The organism is Wenjunlia tyrosinilytica (assembly GCF_014646055.1).
Lineage (GTDB): Bacteria > Actinomycetota > Actinomycetes > Streptomycetales > Streptomycetaceae > Wenjunlia > Wenjunlia tyrosinilytica.
Genome location: NZ_BMMS01000040.1, coordinates 25,463 through 44,094, shown reverse-complemented (window position 1 = coordinate 44,094; position 18,632 = coordinate 25,463). Strand labels below are relative to the sequence as shown.

The window sequence follows — 18,632 nt, the reverse complement described above, 5'->3', positions numbered from 1 at the left end:
CTCATTCGTTGGGGACTCGGGGTGTCGGCAGGCCGGGGCCGTCGCAGTGCACATCCGTCACCGGGACGGTCCCGTCGACCAGGTACGCGGCGGCGGCGCTGTCCACGCACGCGTTGCCCCGGCTGGCGAACACGCCGTGCGAGTAGTCGTCGTGGAGGGTGACCAGGCGCGAGCCGGGCAGCCGCTGCCGTAGCTGCCGGGCTTCCTCGACGGGTGTGATGGGGTCGCGTTCGGAGGCGATCAGCAGCACCGGGGGCGCCTCGGGGCTGCCGAGCCGGGTGCGGTGGGCGGGTATGTGGTGCCAGTACGCGCAGGCCGAGGCTTCGATTCCGGTGACGACCGGCTGTGGGTCGAGTCGCCGCATTCGCCGGAGGTCGGCCGTGACGCGTCGCTGCTTGGGGCCGGGCCCGTCCGCGCACTTCACGACGCGGTTCGCGGACTCATAGGTGCGTGACGCAGCGCCGCCGAAGGGAGCGGCGGGGCGCAGGAGTTCGGTGCTGCCGTCGTGCAGGTACGCACGGATGCCTGCCGCGAGGCCCTCCCAGCGTTCCGTGCGGCCAAGCGCTCGGTACACGGCACGGTCGAACTCGGCAGGACCGAAGCCGTTCACGGGGCGGGCTGCGAGTCCTTGACGCGCCCGCCTGTAGGCGGAACGGACCTGACCGGTGCTGCCGCCGAGGCCGAAGCGCCTGTCGTACTGCGCGACCCAGGCGAAGAACACCTCGCGCTGGCGCAGCAATGCCCGGCTCTGCCTCAGGTCGAAGTCGTACCACCCCCCGGGGCCGACGACGCTGTCGAGCACCATGCGCCCCACGTGCTGCGGGAACAGGGCGGCATAGGCGGCGCCGTGGTAGCTGCCGTAGGAGACGCCCAGGAAGCCGATTCGCCGTTCGCTGAGTGCGGAGCGTATGGCGTCCACGTCCCGGGCGGTCTGAGTGGTCGACAGATGCTCCAGCGCGTCGCCGACGCCGGCCGCGCAGTCGTCTGCCATACGCCTCAATGAGTCGAGGTACGCCTTTTCCGCGGTGTGGCCGGACGGTACGGGCTCCGCTCCGGGGCTGTCGAAAAGGCCGCCCATCGGGCCACAGTCCGCGGGCGCGCTCTGTCCCGTGCCGCGCGGGTCGAAGCCGATGACGTCGTACGAGCGGCGCACGCTCTCGGGCAGCTTGGCTCGTTTGGTGACGGCGTACGCCAGCCCAGGGCCACCAGGCCCGCCCGGGTTCACCAACAGAATGCCGCGCCGCTCCTCGGGTGGCCCCGAAGCGCGTACGCGCGAGACGGCGATGCTGATGCGCTCGCCGTCCGGGTGTTCCCGGTCGAGCGGGACGCTCAGCCATCCGCACTCCACCCGGTCGGGGGCAGCCGGGACCGGCATGGACTCCGGGCAGGGACGAAAACGCAGAGATGGATCGGGGGTGGTGGTGGCGTGGACCGGGGCGGCAGGGATCAGGGCGGCGGCGGCCACGAGGGCGAAGAGCACGCCCCGGTGGCATACAGCGGGAGTCACGGGTCTCGCATTCAGAGAATCGACACTGGATCAGATGACAATGAAAACGATTGTCGATAACGTGTGGCCGCGTCAAGGCGGACCATCCCCGGACGGGTGCCGCCAACGCGTCATGCATCCAACCCGCGTTCTGAGAAGAGGAAGCCGTGGCCCACCTACTGTTGGTCGAGAGCTGGGTCGGATCGATGAGCAGGCTGCTGCCAAGAGCGATCCGCGAGGGCGGGCACGGGTTCACCTTCCTCACCCGCGATCTGCACCACTACCTGCGCTCCGCCCCTGAGGGCACCGGGCACCCGCTGCTCGCGGCACACAACGTGCTGTCTGCCGACACCAACGACATCGAGGCGTTGCTGCCCTTCGTCGAGCGCGCCCACGGTGCACTGGGTTTCGACGGGGTGATCACCTCCTGCGACTACTACCTCCCGACGGCCGCGCGGATCGCCGGACGCCTGGGGCTGCCGGGCCCCTCCTCCGCAGCGGTCGAGAACGCCTGCCGCAAGGACGCGACCCGCCGTGTCCTGGCCGATGCCGCAGTGCCGGGGCCGCGCTTCGCGGTCTGCGCGGACTGGGCCGAGGCCGCCGACGCGGCGCGGGAGATCGGCTACCCGCTGGTGCTCAAGCCCGTGGACCTGTGCGCCGGGATGTTCGTCCGACGCGTCGACGACGAGTCGGAGCTGACCCGCGCCTACAGGGCGCTCGCGGACTTCCCCGTCAACGCGCGAGGCCAGCGCCGCGAGCCCGTGGTCCTGCTCGAAGAGCTGCTCCGGGGGCCGGAAGTCAGCGTCGAGACCGTGTCGTTCGCCGGAACGGCGCAGGTGGTCGGGGTGACCGACAAGAGCATCGGCGGGGCGCCGGCCTTCATCGAGACCGGCCACATGTTCCCCGCGGCACTCGCTGCCGCTGACGCCCTGGCCGCTGCGGAGACGGCAGTTCAGGCACTGAAGGCCCTCGGACTGGACGAGGTCGTGGCGCACACCGAGATCAAACTGACAGCCGACGGCCCGCGGGTGGTCGAGGTCAACCCCCGCCCCGCCGGTAACCGCATCACCGAACTGATCCGTCATGTGACGGGGATCGACCTCGCCGCCGCCTGCGTCGACGTGGCCCTCGGCCGCGAACCGGACCTGCGCCGACGAGCCACCGGCCTGCGCAGCGCCGCCATCGGATTCCTGGTGCCGGACACCGGGGGAGTACTCGAGGCCATCGACGGCGCCGACGACGTCCGCACGGCAGCCGGCCTGCTGGAGCTCCAGCTTGCCGAGCCCGGCAAGGTCGTCAAGGCAGCGGGCAGCAACAACGAGTACCTGGGCCACGTCATGGCCGCCGACGCCGAGGGCCTCGGGGCCCGCGACCGGGTCGAGACCCTGCTCTCGGCACTCTGTCCGAAGGTGGTCGGCCGATGACACCCCCTGTGTCAACCTCACACCGCCTGAAGCCTCGGTGGTGGGGTTGTGAGACGTTGAAGTCCGCCGTGCCGGTCGGGCTGGTAGGGCTCGTGGTCGAGCCAGCAGCGGTGAATCACACGTATCCAGGCGCGGGCCAGGACGCGGACGGCGTGCGGGTGGTCCATGCCGCGGCCCCGGGCCCGCTGGTAGATGTCCGCCGCCCACGTGCTTTCGTGGCGGCTGTTGTCGGCGAACGTGGTCACCGCCTGGCGGAGGCGTTTGTTGCAGGCCCAGCGGTAGGACACCCCGCGCATGCGTCCGGACGCCTTGGTGACCGGGGCGACGCCGGCGAACGCGGCGACGGCGTCCGGGCCGTCGTAGGCGGTGCGGGAGTCTCCCCACTCGGCCAGGATCTGGGCGGCGTTGACCTGCCCGGCCCGCGGCAGCGAGGTGAAGATCCGTCCGTCGGGATGCTGGCCGAGGTGGGCGGCGACGGACCGGTCGAGGTCCTTCTTCACCGTGCCGAGGGTCCGCAGCACCGTGACCAGCGCGACGACCGCGTCACGGTCGGCCTCGGTCTCGGCTTCGCCCGTGACGCCGGCAGGGGCCGAACGCAGGCGTTTGACCAGGTCGGCGGGGCTGCGCCGGCCGCAGTAGGAGTGCTTGACGCAGAACGCGGCCATGCGTTTCTCACCGAGTGCGGCGGCGGAGGCCGGGGTCGGGTAACGGGTCAGGAAGTCCAGGGCGATCGGCGACTCCACGTCGGCGGACAGCGCCTTGGCGCCGGGCCAGAAGGCGTCCAGCAGCGAGCCGAGCATGTTGGTGGCCATGACCCGCAGCCGCACCACGTCGTCGCGGCTGCGGACCACGGTGCGCAGGGCCTTGGTCTGCGGGGTGAACGGGCGGGCCGGGCTGAGCTTGTGGTGGCGCAGCCGCAGGTACTCGGCGATGACCATGGCGTCGCCGGGGTCGGACTTCGCGCCGGACAGGACCTCGGCGTCCCGCCATGCCTTGATGGCGTTGGACTTCACCGGCACCACCGGATGGCCGGCCTCCAGCAACTGGTCGACGAGCCGTCCGTCGGGCCGTTCGATCGCCACGGGTATGTTCTCGGCCTGGCCGAGCCTGGCGAGCCGGCGGACCAGGTCGGCGAACCCGACGGCGGTGTGGGTGACGGCGAACTCGGTCTTCACGCGGCCGGCTTCGGTCAGGACGCACACCGCGTGCTCGGCCGATCCCCAGTCGATCCCGACGTAGTACGCGCTCTCGGGCAGTGCCACAGCTCTCCTCGTGCCTATCAGCGACAGGCCGGTGACGGAGCTGGTTCCCGGGCGGTCACTGACCGGCGCTCTGCGGCGCGTGCCTCTGTTGCCGGTCGACAGCTCCGGAAGAGCCGGGGGCGGCAGTGTCATCGGGGCCCTCACGAGGCGACCGCCACGGGCCGTCACCCCGGCTTTCACCGGCATCTAACCACGAGCACCCAACTGGCGCCCGTAGAAAGGATGGTGGACCAGTGACCGCCATCACCCACACGAACATCACCGCGGCCTCGTACGACGAACTCGTCGACCGCGTACTCCGCGGAGGTTTCGGACCCGACCCGAAGACCCAGCGGATCGCCGTGGCGTTCACCACGCGCCAGGCCGTACAGCATGCCGGGCGCAGCGGCGGCTACCGGAACGAAGTGCTCAGCCTGCGCCTGGCCGAAGCCGTGGGCTCGTGCGCGGTCGAGCCCGGTGGGCTCCCCGACAGCGCCGTCGACGACTGCGTCGGCGCGGACATCGCCCAGCTGCTGGCGCACGAACTGCTGCCGGTACGGGTGGCCGCACTGGACGCCTACCTGATGCACGTGCTTCCCCATGGTTCCGCGAGCGGCGCATGGCCGTGTCCGCTCCCCGCCGGGAGCTCACTGGAGAAGTCCCGGGCGAGAGCCGCGGCCGTCACCGGTCTGCTCGATGTCCCCCCGGGGGGCACCGTGCTCGTCGTCGGCGTGGTCAATTCGCTGCTGGAGGCGCTGCGCGAACGCGGTCTGGCGTACATACCCTGCGACCTCAAGGGCGGCACAACGGAGTGGGGCGAGCCGGTACGCACCGACGCACTCACGGAACTGGAACGCTGTGACGCCATCCTCGCCTCGGGCATGACACTCGGCAACGGCAGCTTCGAGCCGTTGCGGGAGCACGCACTGCGGCACGGCAAGCCGCTGGTGATGTTCGCCCAGACCGGCAGCGCGGTGCTGCCGCGCCTCATCGGCGCCGGAGTCAGCGCGGTGTCCGCCGAGCCGTATCCCTTCTTCTGGCTCGACGGCGGGCCCGGAGTTGTCCACCGCTACGGCGGCAGCGAGCGCTCCGGAGCCGCCCTGTGACCACAGCCGTCCTCAGCCCCGCGGGCAACCGGGAGCTGCTCGCCCTGCTCGGCCGGACACCCCTCGCCCGTGTCACCGTCGATCTACCCTGCCCGCAGCCCGGCTTCTGGGCCAAGCTGGAAGGTCTCGGCGTCGGCGGCATGAAGGCGCGAGCAGCCGTCTCCATGCTGCTCGGAGCCAAGGAGCGCGGCGAACTGCGCCCCGGTGCCCCGGTGGTGGAGTCCACCTCCGGAACACTCGGCATCGGGCTGGCCTTCGCCGGCCAGGCCCTGGGGCATCCGATCGTGCTGGTCGGCGACACGGAGCTGGAGCCCTCGATGCGACAGCTGCTGCGTGCATACGGCGCCCGGCTGGAGCTGGTCGACCGCCCGGCGGCCGAGGGCGGATGGCAGGCCGCCCGGCTGGCCCGGTTGCGCGAACTGCTGACATCGCTGCCGGAGGCCTACTGGCCCGATCAGTACAACAACCCCGACAACATCGCCGGTTACGCCTCCCTCGCCGCCGAGCTGGCCGTACAGCTCGACCACCTGGACGTGCTGGTGTGCAGCGTCGGTACCGGCGGCCACAGCGCCGGTGTGGTCGGACCGCTGCGCCGTCACTGGCCCGGGCTCCGGCTGATCGGCGTGGACGCCACCGGCTCGACGATCTTCGGCCAGCCAGCCAGACCGCGTCTGATGCGCGGCCTGGGCAGCAGCATCCATCCGCGCAACGTCGCCTACGACGCCTTCGACGAGGTCCATTGGGTCGGCCCGGCCGAGGCCGCGGACGCCTGCCGACGGCTGGCCGTCGGCAACTTCGTCAGCGGCGGCTGGAGCACCGGAGCCGTAGCGCTTGTGGCGGCCTGGGCCGCTCGTGTCCACCCAGGAGCCGTCGTCGCCACCGTCTTCCCCGACGGGCCGCACCGCTACCTCGGCACCGTCTACGACGACGACTTCGCCGCCGCCCACGGGCTCGACCCGGCCACCGTGGCCACCCGACCCGTCGAGATCCCCCATCCGCGGGCCGTGGAGGCCACCGGCTGGGCCCGCTGCCGGTCCGTCACCGACCCGCTGGAGCGCCGAACCCCACGTCTGGAAGAGAGCCCGTGAAGGTCAGTCAGCGCACCGTGCACTTCGAACTCACCGAGCCGCTGCGCATATCCCGCTCGACGATGGCGGCCCGCGACGCCGTCTGGCTGTTCATCGAATACGAAGGCCAGCTCGGCCGCGGAGAAGCTGTCACCAGCGTGTACTACGGCCTCGATGCCGACACACTCGGGCGACTGCTGCACTCGGAGTCCCAGTGGCTGGCACGCTTCGCCGAACCGGAGAGCGCCTTGGAGGCCCTGCGCACCGGAGGCCGGGAGAGCTCTCCGCCAGCCGTGACCGCGGCCGTCGAGTCCGCTCTGCTCGATCTCTTGGGCAAGCGCGCAGGCATCCCCGTCCACGCACTGCTCGGCGCCTCCGTCGCGCCTTCCGCCCCGACTGCCCGCACCATCGGCATCACGTCGCCGAGGCAAGCCGAAGCCCAGGCCGCCCGCCTGGTACGGGCCGGTTTCTCGGTCCTCAAGATCAAGGCCGGTTCCCCGGACCCCGCCGACGACCTGGAACGCGTGCGGGCAGTGCGCGCTGCGGCTCCCCACGCCCGGCTGCTCCTGGACCCCAATGGAGCCTGGACCGTTGACACGACGGAGAGGCTGCTGCCCCGCCTCGCGGAGCTGGGAATCGATGCCGTGGAGCAGCCGATCGCACCCGGCGACCCCGAGGCGCTAGCGAGCCTCGCTGAACGCTCGCCGCTGCCGGTCATCGCCGACGAGGACGCGGTCGGATTCGAGGACGCCCGCCGTCTCGCCGGGCGGGTGCAGGGCATCAACGTCAAGCTCGCCAAGTGCGGCGGCATCACCGCGGCCCTGCGGATCGCCGAACTGATCGCCGGCACCGGCACCGAGCTGATGCTCGGCTGTCTGACCGCCAGCACGCTCGGCATCGCCCCCGCCGTCCATCTCGCCGACCGAGCCCGGTGGATCGACCTCGACGGGCATCTGCTGCTCGCCCACGACCCGTGGACCGGCATCGGCGGCGCCGACGGCACCGTACGGGTAAGCCGCCACCCCGGCCTCGGCGTGCGCCCGCGCACCGAAGCGGAGGGTGAACGCGCGTGAGGACGTGGCACGAGATACGCGGCTTCCCCCTCGCGATACGGCTCCTCCTGGTCAACCAGCTTGGCGTCAACACCGGCTTCTACCTGCTCATCCCGTACCTCGCCGTGCATCTGAGCGAGGACCTCGGGCTGTCGGCCGCTGTCGTCGGCATCGTGCTCGGCGTACGCAACCTCAGCCAGCAGGGCCTGTTCCTCATCGGCGGATCGGCATCGGACCGGCTGGGAGCGCGCGGGGTCATCATCGCCGGATGCGCGCTGCGCACCGTCGGCTTCGGGCTCTTCGCCCTCGGCGACGGACTGACGGTGCTGCTGGCCGCGTCCGTACTCAGCGGGCTGGCCGGGGCGCTGTTCAACCCGGCCATACGTGCCTATCTCGCCCAGGAGGCAGGGGAGCGCAAGGCCGAGGCATTCGCCCTGTTCAACGTCTTCGCGACCACCGGCGCCCTGATAGGGCCGCTGCTCGGCAGCGCCCTGCTGATGGTCGATTTCCGCGCCTCCGCGCTCACCGCGGCCGGGATCTTCGCGGTGCTCACGATCGCCCAGGCCGTGGTCCTTCCGGCACGCCAGGTCACTCCGTCCGCGAACAGCGTCCTCGGGGACTGGCGAGAGGTGATCGGCAACCGCGGCTTCGTGGCGTTCGCCATTGCCATGGTCGGCATGTTCACCATGGAGAACCAGCTGTATCTGCTGCTGCCGGACGGCGCGCGCCGGGCGACCGGCTGGGACGGCGCGGCCGGCATCGTCTTCCTCGTCGGCACCCTCACCAACCTCTGGCTGCAACTGCGCATCACGCGGGCGCTGAAGAGCCGCGGCACCCGGACGAGATGGATCGGCGCGGGGCTCATGCTGATGGGGCTGGCCTTCATACCGCCGATGACGGTGGCGGGGGCCGGGACAGCGCACGGCGGTGTCGGCAACACGGTGCTCGGCGCGCTGCCTGTCCTGGCCGGGGCGCTGCTGCTCTACCTGGGCGCCATGATCGCCCAGCCCTTCGTGATGGAGCTGATCCCCCGCTTCGGCCGGCCGGAGCTCACCGGCACGTACTTCGGGCTGTTCTACGTGGTCTCGGGCATCGCCGCGGCCGTCGGCAACACAGTTGTCGGCTGGTCGATGGACGCCGGTGAGCGCGCGGGGGCGCAGTGGCTGCCCTGGGCATGCTGCCTGGCCTTCGGACTCGCCTCGGCCGCCAGCGTCGCTTGGCTGCACCGCCGACGAGTGCTTCCCGCCCACGTGGCGCCCGTACCGGTGCCGGTGTGAGGAGACCGAGATGAGAAACGCAAACCTGCTGACCGACAACCCGGTCCTGTACGAGGCCCGTTTCCCCGACGAGGTACGCCTGGCGGGGCGCTGGGCGGAGGACTGTCTGCGGCGGTACGGGGCCGGTCCGCGGGTCCTGGACATCGGCTGCGGCACCGGCCGTGACGCCGCGTATCTGCACGGGGCCGGCCGTACGGTCGTCGGCGCGGATCTGTCCGAGGCGATGCTGGAGCACGCTCGCGCGCACCATCCCGGTCCGGAGTACATCCGGGCAGACCTGCGCGGATTCGACCTCGCAGAACGGTCCTTCGACGCCGTGGTATGCCTGGACAGCGCCCTGCTGTACTGCCACACCAACGACGAACTCGACGGCTTCCTGACCTCCTGCCGCAACTCGCTGGCACCCGGCGGACTGCTCGTCGCGGAGATGCGCAACGGGGCCTTCTTCCTGGGCCGTACCGAACTCCTCGACACCACGTCCGTCAACGAATTGAGCTGGCAGGGCATCACCTACCGGTCCACCACCACCCTGCGCGTCGACCGAGCCGCGCAACTGCTGCGCCGCACCCGTGTATGGACCGCCGACGACGGTTCGCCCCCCGTCGAGCAGCGCTCCGCGTGGCGGCTGGTCTTCCCCCAGGAACTGCGCCATCTCCTCGCCGTGCACGGCTTCGAGGTGCTCGCCCTGTACGACGGGCCCGGTCCTCGTACGGAGCCGCCGTGGCGTGAGGGCGACCTGCCGGGCGCTACGGCCGATGCCGACCGGCTCCATCTCGTCGCCCGCCTCACGCGCGCCCACTGAAACCCACACGCCGTCGCCCCCCACGCCGATATCCGCTCACACAGCAAGGACACCCACATGAACCACGTCCCCGTCAACGACTCCCGGTTCCCCGGCCTGCGCCGCCGGGGCTTCCTCGCCGCAGCCGGAGGCGCGGCCGGACTCGGCGCGCTCGCCCTCGCCGGCTGCGCCGGCTCCGGCACCGCCGCCGACCCCGCCAAGGCAGACGGCAAGCCCAAGCGCGGCGGCCGGCTGCGCGCCGCCTTCGCCGGTGGCGGTGCGAGCGAGACCCTCGACCCGCACCTGGCCAACCTGTTCGCCGATGCCGCCCGCGCCAAGGCCCTCTTCGACAAGCTCGCCGACTACGGACCCGACCTCTCCGCACAGCCCCGGCTCGCCTCGGCCTGGGAGCCGAACGCGGGCCTGGACCGCTGGAAGGTCACCCTGCGCAAGGCCGCCTTCCACGACGGCAAGCCGGTAACCGCCCAGGACGTCCTCTACAGCTATCGCCGCATCGCCGACCCGGCGAAGGCGTTCCGGGCCAAGGCCTCGCTGGAGCCCATCGACCTGAAGGCCAGCCGCGCTCTGGACGAACGCACCATCGAGTTCGTCCTCAAGCGCCCGACCGCCGAATTCCCCAACGTGCTCGCCGCGTTCGGCGCCTACATCGTCCCCGCAGGCGCTCAGGACTTCGACAAGAAGCCGGTCGGCAGCGGCCCGTTCCGCTTTGTGTCCTTCGCGCCCGGCAAGTCCGCCGTCTTCAAGCGCAACGACGCCTACTGGGACGGTGCTCCCTACCTCGACGAGCTGGAGTTCGTCGTCGCCAACGAGGAATCGGCACGCGCCAACGCCCTGCTCGGCGGGCAGGTCGAGTACGCCCACGAACTCAACCCCGCCACCGCCCGCGCCCACGAGAACAAGGGGCAGATCCAGATCGTCCGGCTCCGCAACAGCGCCATGCAGGGCTTCGTCATGAAGACCGACCGGCCGCCGTTCGACGACAAGCGGGTCCGCGAAGCCTTCTTCCTGATCGCCGACCGCAAGGAACTGGTCGACGGCGCCCTCTCCGGCGCGGGCGAGATCGGCAACGACCTGTTCGGCAAGGGCTACGAGTACTACGCCGGCAGCCTGCCGCAGCGCGAACAGGACCTCGACCGGGCCCGCAAGCTGCTGAAGGAGGCCGGCGCCGAGAAGCTCAAGGTCACCCTCGACACCTCACCCGTCGCCTCTGGCTTCACCGAGGCCGCGGCGATCTTCCGCGACCAGGCCGCCAAGGCCGGAGTGAGAATCGAGATCAAAACCGGCAGCAAGGACAGCTACTGGAAGGACATCCTCGACTCCGGGACCCTGGCCTCCTACCGCTCCGGCGCCATGCCCATCGAGTCCCACATCTCCCAGCGCCTGCTCACCGGTTCGACCACCAACGCAACTCACTGGAGGCACAAGAACTTCGACGCCCTGTACCAGCAGGCACAGTCCACCAAGGACAAAAAGGACCGCGCCGCCGTCTACGAGCGCATGCAGCGCCGACTGCACGCCGAGGGCGGCTTCCTGATCTGGGGCTTCGCCGACTGGATCCTCGGCACCGCCCGCAGCGTCCGGGGCGTCGAGCAGAAGGCACCCGCCAACTCCCTCGACTGGGCGCGCTTCGACAAGGTCTGGCTGGCGTGATCGGACTACGGTCCTGGGTCGCCCGGCGGCTGCTGCTCGGCGTGGCGCAGACGGCAGCCGTCGTGCTGCTCGTCTTCGCCCTCACCGAGGCGCTGCCGGGCGACGCCGCCGTGGCGCTCGCCGGCGACCAGCCCGACCCGGAGCGGATCACGGCCATCCGCGAGGCGCTGCACCTGGACCGGCCGGCGTACGAACGCCTGGCGGACTGGGCGGCCGGGCTGCTGCACGGCGACTTCGGCACGTCCCTGGCCTCGGGGCGGCCCGTCAGCTCGTACATCGCGGACGGCTTCGGGCCGACCGTGCTGCTCGCCGTGCTCACAATGGGCCTGCTGGTGCCGGCCGGGGTCGGCCTCGGGGTGCTGGCCGCCCGCCACGAGGGCCGGCTCGCGGACCGACTCGTCAGCTCGGTGACGCTCGGCGTGTACGCGGTCCCGGAATTCGCCTTCGGCGTGCTGCTGATCACCGTGTTCGCCCTGCGTCTCGGCTGGCTGCCGCCGACCGCCGTCGGCTACGGCACCGATCTGCTCGCCCACCCCGCGGCGCTGGTCCTCCCCGTCCTCGTCCTACTGTCGCGGCCGGTGTGCTCACTGGCCCGCCTGGTGCGAGCCGGCATGATCGATGCGCTGGCTTCGCCGTATGTCGCCCAGGCCCGCCGCTACGGAATCTCCGGCGCCCGCATCCGTTACGCGCATGCACTGCCCAACGCCATCGCGCCTGCCGCCCAGCAACTCGCCCGGACGATCGACTGGTTGCTGTGCGGGGTGATCGTCGTGGAGGCGCTGTATGTGATCCCCGGGCTGGGAACGGTGCTGATGAATGCTGTCGCGGAAAGGGACGTTCCCGTGGTGCAGGGCCTCGCGGTCGTCTTCGGACTGACCGCCGTCGTCCTCAATCTGGGCGCCGACCTGGTCGTCCACCGCTTCTCGCCCCGGGCGGGGGTGGCGGCATGAAAACGCTCGCAGGCATCCGGCCGGGACGCTTCACGCTAGGCCTGGTGATCGTTGCCGTACCGCTCGCCCTCGCGCTGCTCGGGCCGCTGTTCGCGGGCGGGTCCTCCGGGCCACGAGCGCCCTCCTTCACGCTCGGCGGCGGACATTGGCTCGGCACCGACTTCGTCGGCCGGGATGTATGGCAGCAGGTACTGCTCGGTGGGCAGTCCGTGGTCCTCGTCGCTCTGGCCGCGACGGCTCTGGCCTACCTGGTGGCCCTGCCGCTCGGACTCATCAGCGCGCTCACCCACCGGACATGGCTCGAAGAGCTGCTGATGCGGCCCGTGGACGTGCTGCTCGCCGTGCCGTCGCTGCTGTTGATCCTGCTGGTGGCCGCCGTCTTCTCGCCGGGGGCGGTGGGCCTCTCACTGCTGGTGGCCCTGGTCAACTTCCCGGACGCCGCGCGGATCGTCCGGGCGGCCGCGGCCGAGGCGGCCTCTCGCCCGGCCGTCGAGGCGCTGCGTATGCAGGGAGAGACGTGGTGGCGCATGGCCGTCGGCTATGTCGGCAGGTCGATCGCGCGCACACTCGCCGCCGACGCGGGCGTACGGCTCACAGGTGTGCTCTACCTGGTGGCCACGGCGGCGTTCCTCGGCGTCGGCGTCGAGCCGGACGCCGCCGACTGGGCGGTGATGGTGGACCGCAACCGTACGGGGCTGTTCGTCCAGCCCTGGGCCGTGGTGGTGCCTGCCCTGCTGATCGTCGCCCTGACCATGGGGAGCAACCTGCTCTTCGACGCGGTACTGCAACGGAGGAAGCGGACGTGAACGCGGTCGCTGAGATCAAGGACCTTCACGTCGAGATCGACGGCCGGCCGATCGTCGACGGGGTCAGCCTTCAGGTCCGGCCCGGGAAAATCACGGCACTCGTCGGCGCGTCCGGCAGCGGCAAGACGACCACCGGCCTCGCGCTGCTCGGCGAGTACCCGGCGGGCGCCCGAGTGACCGGCGACGTACGCATACCCAACGGCCTCGTGGGATACGTACCCCAGCACCCCGGCGCCGTCCTCAACCCCGCACGCCGGGTCGGCGCACTGCTGCGGGACATCGCCCGCGACCAGGTGCGGAGCCTGCCCAGGCCCGAGCGCCGGGCTGCCGCCCGGACGCGTATCCTGCACGCCCTCTCCGCCGCACAGCTCCCGGAGGGCGAGTCCCTGCTTCGGCGCTATCCGCACCAGCTCTCGGGTGGCCAGCAGCAGCGCGCCGTCCTGGCACAGGCACTGCTGCTCGGCGCCAGGGTGGTGGTCGCGGACGAGCCGACCACAGGTCAGGACGCGCTGACGAAGCGGCGCATCGTCGACCAGCTGGCTGCGGTCGCCCGGCAGGGCATCGCCGTGGTCCTGCTGAGCCACGACCTGGACGTCGTCCGGGCCCTGGCCGACGAGGTTCTGGTCATGCGCGGCGGCCAAGTGGTGGAGGCGGCTCCCGCGGAGCAACTGTGGCTCGCCCCGCGACATCCCTGGACCGCCGAACTCCTGGCAGCGGACGGGAAGACGTATGACAGCCCGCCGACGCGCGAAGGACACACGGCACTCCAGGTACGTGGCCTCACCGCGCGGCACCGCGACGGCGCCGGTATCAAGGAGGTGGTGCGCATCCCCGAACTCACCCTCCGCGCCGGCGAGTGCCTGGCCGTCGTCGGCCGCTCCGGCAGCGGAAAGACCACGCTCGCCCGCTGTCTGGCCGGACTCCACCGGGACTACGCAGGCGACGTCCTGCTCGACGGCACCCCGCTCCCGCGCAGCCTGCGCGCCCGGACTCGTGAACAACTGGCCGCGGTCCAGTACGTCTTCCAGGACGCGAAGGCCGCGTTCGACGAACACCGACCGGTCCTGGACCAGGTGGCACGCACGGCGGTGCGGCTGCGTGGAACGGGCCCGCGAGAGGCTCTTGCCGAGGCCCTGAACACCCTGACCGGCCTCGGCCTCACGGAGGAGCTGGTGCGGCGCAGGCCCGGCCGGCTGTCCGGCGGCGAACTCCAACGGACCGCGCTCGCCCGGGCCCTGCTCGCCCGGCCGAGGGTGCTGATCTGCGACGAGATCACCTCCGGCCTCGACACGGTTACCCGACGCGGCCTCCTGGACACGCTCGCCGTCCTGCTGCGTGACCGACCCGAACTGGCCCTGGTCCTGATCACCCACGACCTCGACACCGCAGCGACTGCCGCGCGGATCGCCGTACTGGACGCCGGTGAGCTCATCGAGCAGGGACCGGCACAGCAGGTGCTCACCGCGCCGCGGCACGAGTTCACCGCTTCACTCGTGGCAGGCTCGACCCGCCTGGCACCGGATCTGCGTGGCAGCGCTTCTGGCCCTGTCGTCGGGACGCCCTACCTGGCATGAGTGACAGGTAGGCGCGAGTGGCATGTGTCCCAGCCGACTGCTGTCTCTCGCTCGTGTGGGAGCCAGGGCTGTGCGCCCGCCCGGGGGTACCCTGAGCGGCAACTGACTACCTCCGGTACTGATGCACGAAGGTAGGAGCCGGAGCCCCCTGCACCAGAGAAGTTCGCAGGCGCGCCCATATCGAGCCCTCCCCCCTGCATCCCTGTGCCTGGCTGTACCTGTCCTCGCCCCTGCGTCCTGGCAGGTACAGCCAGGCACAGGGATGCAGGGAATTGTGCGGTACCGTTCCGCCCCTTGCTCACTGGCGAGCGGCTGAGCGCCGCCGGTAGCGCACGACGAAATATGGTCCCGCCCTTCGCTCGAAGGGATGACCTAAGCGTGTTCAGTCTTGAACAATCAGTCCGCAGCCAGATTCCAACCGCCGTCGGCGTTTCCTGGCTCCCGGCTTCATACGTCCCGTCCGGGCCAGAGATCACAGTCCAGCGCCTTTTCCAGATTGGCAATGGTCAGAAGATCGGGCCAGGCATCCCCAGCGATCGCCTTGGCAATCGTGTAGCGGGCGACGCCGCTGATCCGCGACAGCTGGGCGACCGACCAGCCCTTGTCGTCAAGCGCGGCCTTGAGCCTGGCAGCCATGGCCTGGGCGACCCGCGCCCCGTGATGCTCCTCCATGACGGCCTCAGGCCACACGCCGCTGGCGCAGTAAGCGCGCGGCGGCAGTCGGCGGGCATCTCCTTGAGGCATGAGGTGAAGTCTGACCCATCCGGTCCTCCCCGGTCGCACGCAGTCGCCACTGCAGATACATGTTATTCGAATAGCATCCCGCCTGCTGGGGTGCTGGTCTGGCGACATGTGATGACTCAACGGATCAACTCGTATCGACCGAACAGTTCCCCCGCGGGGTGGAGCCGCGTCGGCGACGAGGTGCGTCGCGTGGTCCTGAAGGCCGATCCCCTGACGACCCTGAAGGCCCGCGAACTCATGGGAGCCCTGGCCCAGTTGGCACTCTTCTGCGACGGCGAGGGGCTGCCCGCGTCTGCTGACGTGTGGCTGTCGCGCGAGGTGATCGAGCGGTTCATCGCCGTCGGCTGTCCCCAGGTCAAGGAGTCGACCCGCGGGAACTACCGTTCCCGGCTCCTGCGCCTGCGTGAACTCGTCATCGGCGGCGAGTGCCGGACCGGCAAGCCCGCGGAGCTGTCCGCGTCCGGCGCGAACCCACCCTATGGCCCAAAGGAGCTCGCCGACCTGTGGGGTTGGGCCGGCGGGCAGCCCACGGACGAGCTCCGCTGGGGCTGCAAAACTCTGCTCGCGCTGGGCGCCGGTGTCGGGCTGGACTCACCGGAAGTCATCCCCCTGCGCGCACACGACGTCCGGCACTCCCCACGCATGCGCGGCCCGGTCGTCGTCAAGACCCGAGGCCCCAGACAACGGAGGATCCTCTGCCGCCGCCCCTGGGAAGCTGTCCTGGCCTCAGCCGCCGAGCGCCTGGAGACGCCGGGGGCCGCGAGCTATCTGTTCCGTCCCAACTGCCACAGCCGCGGCACCAACACGGTCACGAACTTCCTCGCCCGGACCAAACCCAGCCCGGGCAGCCCTCGGCTGCTCATGGGAAGGCTGCGCTCCACCTGGCTGGTCGACCTCTTTGAGTCCCACGTCCCGATCACGGTGATCGTCGCGGCGGCAGGCGTCGACTCCCTCCATGGCCTCTCCCGCATCCTTCCCTTCCTCAGCGGCATTCCGGCCGACGAAGCAGCTGCACTCCTGCGAGGCGACTGATGGGCGCCGACACCTCCGCGGGCACGGTCAAGGACCGACACGAGCGGCTGCTCGCTATGCGCGCCGAGCGCAAGCTCCTCAACGACGAGGAGGTCGAACCGGCGATCGAGGACGTGGACAACAGCAGCCTCGTCGCTCTGCTTCAGGAGTTCGTGCACCTGGACCGCGGCCGCCCCCGGAAACTCACTCCGCGCACGCTGCTGATCGGCCTGTACCTGAGTACCCAAATCACGGGAGGAAAGGTCATCTTGGAGCTCGTCACGGACATCCTGTTCTTCCGTCTCAGCCCACAGATGCGCCAGCGCCTGACCGTGCCCGACTATCCGGACCACGACCAGGGCTTCGAGGCGGCTTACGCCGTCGTGCGCCGCCTCTTCCACGCGATGCGTGCAGCCATAGACCCCTCTCCACTCCCGGCCAACAAGCGACTCTCCCGAGAAGAGGCACAGCGCCTGGCCGCAGATGGGGACCCAGAGCTCTTGGCCGCGCGGGAGCACAGGCTCGCGCTGTTCACGGAGTTCGTCCTGGATGCATCAGTACGCCCGCTGAGGGGCCTGATGAACGAGCTGTCCGACGGCTCACTGGCCGTGGACGCCACCCCGATCCGCACCTTCGCACGCGGCCGCAAGACCAACGGCCCCGAGCTCTCGACCGACCCTGACGCCGGCTGGTACGTCCGCGAAGGTGACCATCGCGACCCGGACACCGTCCCCGTAGCCGAGGCCATGCGCCCCGCTGCCAAAGGCAAGAAGGGACCCAAGCCGAAGAAAGGGCGGCGGAAGAAGCCCTTGCTCAAGAAGAGGGCAAAGTACCTCTTCGGCTACGACGCGGCCTTCGCCGTCACCAGGGACGCCCGCCATGACGGTGTACTCCTCGAAGACAACACCCCCAACCCGGATGTCCTGCCCGCTCTCGTACTCGGCGTCGCCCTGGACAAGCCCGGCCAGCGCCCCGCCTACAACGGGCTCAAGATCCTCAGCAGGCTGCGGGAACGCGGCTACAAACCCGGCTATCTTGCCGGGGACCTCGCCTACAACAACTCCGAGCCCAACGAGTGGCAACTACCCGTCCGCGCCCTCGGCTACAAGCCTGTCTACGACTACCGGGTCGACCAGCTCGGCCAACAGGCCGGGGCACACGGCGCGATCATGGTCGAGGGCACCTGGTACTGCCCCTCCATGCCGCAGCCCCTCATCGACGCCACCAAAGAGCTGTGCGACGAGCGCATCGACCGGGAAAACTGGCTCCAGCGCATTGAAGCCCGCAAGCCATACCGCCTCATGCCCAAGGAGCACGAGGACGCCGACGGCTACCAGCGCATGATGTGCCCGGCAGAGGCCGGGAAAGCACAGTGCCTCATCAAGCCGCACACTCTCGGCCGCGGTATCCACCTGCCCCTGGTGGACCCCGAGCCGAGCCCCGCAGGCCCCCTCAAGGTCTGCCGCCAGGGCAGCGTCACCCTCGCGCCAATCTCCGGTGCCAAGGACTGGCAGGCGCTCGAGTACGGGGACGAGGAATGGCAGAAGGTCTACTTCCGGCTCCGGAACAGCGTCGAGGGCTTCAACGGCTACGCGAAGAACCCCCTCGGCGAGGGCATCGAGGCGGCCGACTCCCGGCGTATCCGCGGCATCGCTGCCCAGACGATCCTCCTGGCCTTCCAGCTGGCACATGTCAACCGCCGGAAGATCAAGGAATGGGTGGAGACCCTCGCCCTCGACGGGCAGCGGCCACGCAAGCGCACCCATCACCGGCGCAGAACCAAGCCGCTGGGCAGGTGGACCCCCACCGGTTACCTCGCACCGACCGCCTAGCGATCAGCGCGAGCCACACCAGCTGAAGATCAACAGAAGATCAGGGCCCGCATCGTGATGAATGCCACGGTGTGGGTCCTTTCACGTAAAAACGCCCTCAGCGGCATCCCAGACGAGGCCGACGCCCGTCCGGACAACGAGAAACGGGCCCCACCAGGACTTTCGTCACTGGTCGAGACCCGTTTCATCGGTTTCTCGTGACTTGCTCCAGGAGCGCGGACGGCGCCGGAACGCCCCGCCGCCTCGTCCAGGACTCGCAGGCACACCCGGGCCGCGGATCGTGCTGCGCCGGGACTGGCGCGATGAGCCCCGGCTGATCGTACTGACTCTCCTGTTCGTGGTCCTCGTGCTGTTTAACGTCGCCGTGTTCTTCGGCAGCCACCCGGGCATCCACATGACGGTGAGACAGCATCATGCGGTGGAGATCGCCAGCGTGGGGTACACGGCGGTCTTCGGCACGATGGCTGCCTGGCTACTCGTCAGCCGCCGGCCCGGCATCATCATGTCCACGGAAGAGGTGGTGGTGCTCGACCAGCGCGGAACCCGCATCGTCTGGTGGCTGCAGCGCGGCTGAGCGCGACGCACTCAGCCGCCGTTGAATTGGACTGTC

The 18,632-nt window shown here is 70.3% G+C and carries 16 protein-coding genes; 13 read left to right on the top strand and 3 right to left on the bottom strand.

Annotated features, from left to right (window positions below):
• Position 1 precedes the first annotated feature (1 nt).
• Positions 2–1,507, bottom strand: a complete 1,506-nt coding sequence (locus tag IEY86_RS31490; RefSeq protein WP_189135327.1) for an alpha/beta hydrolase — start codon at positions 1,505–1,507, stop codon at positions 2–4.
• A 146-nt stretch (positions 1,508–1,653) separates the two neighbouring features.
• Between IEY86_RS31490 and IEY86_RS31485 the strand changes: the two genes are divergently transcribed.
• Complete coding sequence (locus IEY86_RS31485; RefSeq protein ID WP_189135326.1) at positions 1,654–2,910, top strand: ATP-grasp domain-containing protein; 1,257 nt, start codon at positions 1,654–1,656, stop codon at positions 2,908–2,910.
• Positions 2,911–2,927: 17 nt separating this feature from the next.
• On the opposite strand, the gene IEY86_RS31480 is transcribed toward IEY86_RS31485, so the two are convergent.
• Positions 2,928–4,172: an IS110 family RNA-guided transposase gene (locus IEY86_RS31480; protein ID WP_189135325.1), complete on the bottom strand. Its 1,245-nt coding sequence runs from the start codon at positions 4,170–4,172 to the stop codon at positions 2,928–2,930.
• 233 nt (positions 4,173–4,405) lie between these two features.
• On the opposite strand from IEY86_RS31480, the gene IEY86_RS31475 reads away from it, so the two are divergent.
• Genes IEY86_RS31475 through IEY86_RS31440 form a run of 9 tightly spaced genes read left to right on the top strand, consistent with a single transcriptional unit; the run spans position 4,406 to position 14,435 of the window.
• Positions 4,406–5,257 (top strand): Rossmann-like domain-containing protein, encoded by an 852-nt coding sequence (locus tag IEY86_RS31475; protein WP_189135324.1) that lies wholly within the window; start codon positions 4,406–4,408, stop codon positions 5,255–5,257.
• Complete coding sequence (locus IEY86_RS31470; protein ID WP_189135323.1) at positions 5,254–6,345, top strand: PLP-dependent cysteine synthase family protein; 1,092 nt, start codon at positions 5,254–5,256, stop codon at positions 6,343–6,345. Before IEY86_RS31475 ends, IEY86_RS31470 begins: the two co-directional genes overlap by 4 nt.
• Positions 6,342–7,397, top strand: coding sequence for a dipeptide epimerase (locus tag IEY86_RS31465; protein WP_189135322.1), 1,056 nt, complete (start codon positions 6,342–6,344; stop codon positions 7,395–7,397). Before IEY86_RS31470 ends, IEY86_RS31465 begins: the two co-directional genes overlap by 4 nt.
• Positions 7,394–8,653: an MFS transporter gene (locus IEY86_RS31460; protein ID WP_189135321.1), complete on the top strand. Its 1,260-nt coding sequence runs from the start codon at positions 7,394–7,396 to the stop codon at positions 8,651–8,653. Before IEY86_RS31465 ends, IEY86_RS31460 begins: the two co-directional genes overlap by 4 nt.
• Positions 8,654–8,663: 10 nt before the next feature.
• Positions 8,664–9,455: a class I SAM-dependent DNA methyltransferase gene (locus IEY86_RS31455; RefSeq protein WP_189135320.1), complete on the top strand. Its 792-nt coding sequence runs from the start codon at positions 8,664–8,666 to the stop codon at positions 9,453–9,455.
• Positions 9,456–9,512: 57 nt separating this feature from the next.
• Entirely contained in the window at positions 9,513–11,105 is a 1,593-nt protein-coding gene (locus IEY86_RS31450) for an ABC transporter substrate-binding protein (RefSeq protein ID WP_189135319.1), read from the top strand.
• A complete protein-coding gene (locus tag IEY86_RS31445) occupies positions 11,102–12,055 on the top strand; it encodes an ABC transporter permease (RefSeq protein ID WP_189135318.1) in 954 nt (317 codons plus the stop codon). The genes IEY86_RS31450 and IEY86_RS31445 overlap by 4 nt, the downstream gene beginning before the upstream one ends.
• Positions 12,052–12,861: an ABC transporter permease subunit gene (locus IEY86_RS37015; protein ID WP_229698929.1), complete on the top strand. Its 810-nt coding sequence runs from the start codon at positions 12,052–12,054 to the stop codon at positions 12,859–12,861. The genes IEY86_RS31445 and IEY86_RS37015 overlap by 4 nt, the downstream gene beginning before the upstream one ends.
• A complete protein-coding gene (locus tag IEY86_RS31440) occupies positions 12,858–14,435 on the top strand; it encodes an ABC transporter ATP-binding protein (protein WP_229698928.1) in 1,578 nt (525 codons plus the stop codon). Before IEY86_RS37015 ends, IEY86_RS31440 begins: the two co-directional genes overlap by 4 nt.
• A gap of 447 nt (positions 14,436–14,882) precedes the next feature.
• On the opposite strand, the gene IEY86_RS31435 is transcribed toward IEY86_RS31440, so the two are convergent.
• Complete coding sequence (locus IEY86_RS31435) at positions 14,883–15,107, bottom strand: helix-turn-helix domain-containing protein (protein ID WP_189135316.1); 225 nt, start codon at positions 15,105–15,107, stop codon at positions 14,883–14,885.
• Positions 15,108–15,368: 261 nt separating this feature from the next.
• Between IEY86_RS31435 and IEY86_RS31430 the strand changes: the two genes are divergently transcribed.
• The 3 genes from IEY86_RS31430 (at position 15,369) to IEY86_RS31420 (ending at position 18,596) form a co-directional block, all read left to right on the top strand.
• Positions 15,369–16,211 (top strand): hypothetical protein, encoded by an 843-nt coding sequence (locus IEY86_RS31430; RefSeq protein WP_229698927.1) that lies wholly within the window; start codon positions 15,369–15,371, stop codon positions 16,209–16,211.
• Positions 16,211–18,022: a hypothetical protein gene (locus IEY86_RS31425; RefSeq protein ID WP_229698926.1), complete on the top strand. Its 1,812-nt coding sequence runs from the start codon at positions 16,211–16,213 to the stop codon at positions 18,020–18,022. The genes IEY86_RS31430 and IEY86_RS31425 overlap by 1 nt, the downstream gene beginning before the upstream one ends.
• A gap of 280 nt (positions 18,023–18,302) precedes the next feature.
• Positions 18,303–18,596, top strand: a complete 294-nt coding sequence (locus tag IEY86_RS31420) for a hypothetical protein (RefSeq protein WP_189135315.1) — start codon at positions 18,303–18,305, stop codon at positions 18,594–18,596.
• The last annotated feature ends 36 nt before the right edge of the window (positions 18,597–18,632 follow it).

Excerpts from the sequence above, each read along its gene's own strand:
- IEY86_RS31455 (WP_189135320.1), top strand. The coding sequence starts at position 8,664 with ATGAGAAACGCAAACCTGCTGACCGACAACCCGGTCCTGTACGAGGCC.
- IEY86_RS31450 (WP_189135319.1), top strand. The coding sequence starts at position 9,513 with ATGAACCACGTCCCCGTCAACGACTCCCGGTTCCCCGGCCTGCGCCGC.
- IEY86_RS37015 (WP_229698929.1), top strand. The coding sequence starts at position 12,052 with ATGAAAACGCTCGCAGGCATCCGGCCGGGACGCTTCACGCTAGGCCTG.
- IEY86_RS31435 (WP_189135316.1), bottom strand. The coding sequence starts at position 15,107 with ATGGAGGAGCATCACGGGGCGCGGGTCGCCCAGGCCATGGCTGCCAGG.
- IEY86_RS31425 (WP_229698926.1), top strand. The coding sequence starts at position 16,211 with ATGGGCGCCGACACCTCCGCGGGCACGGTCAAGGACCGACACGAGCGG.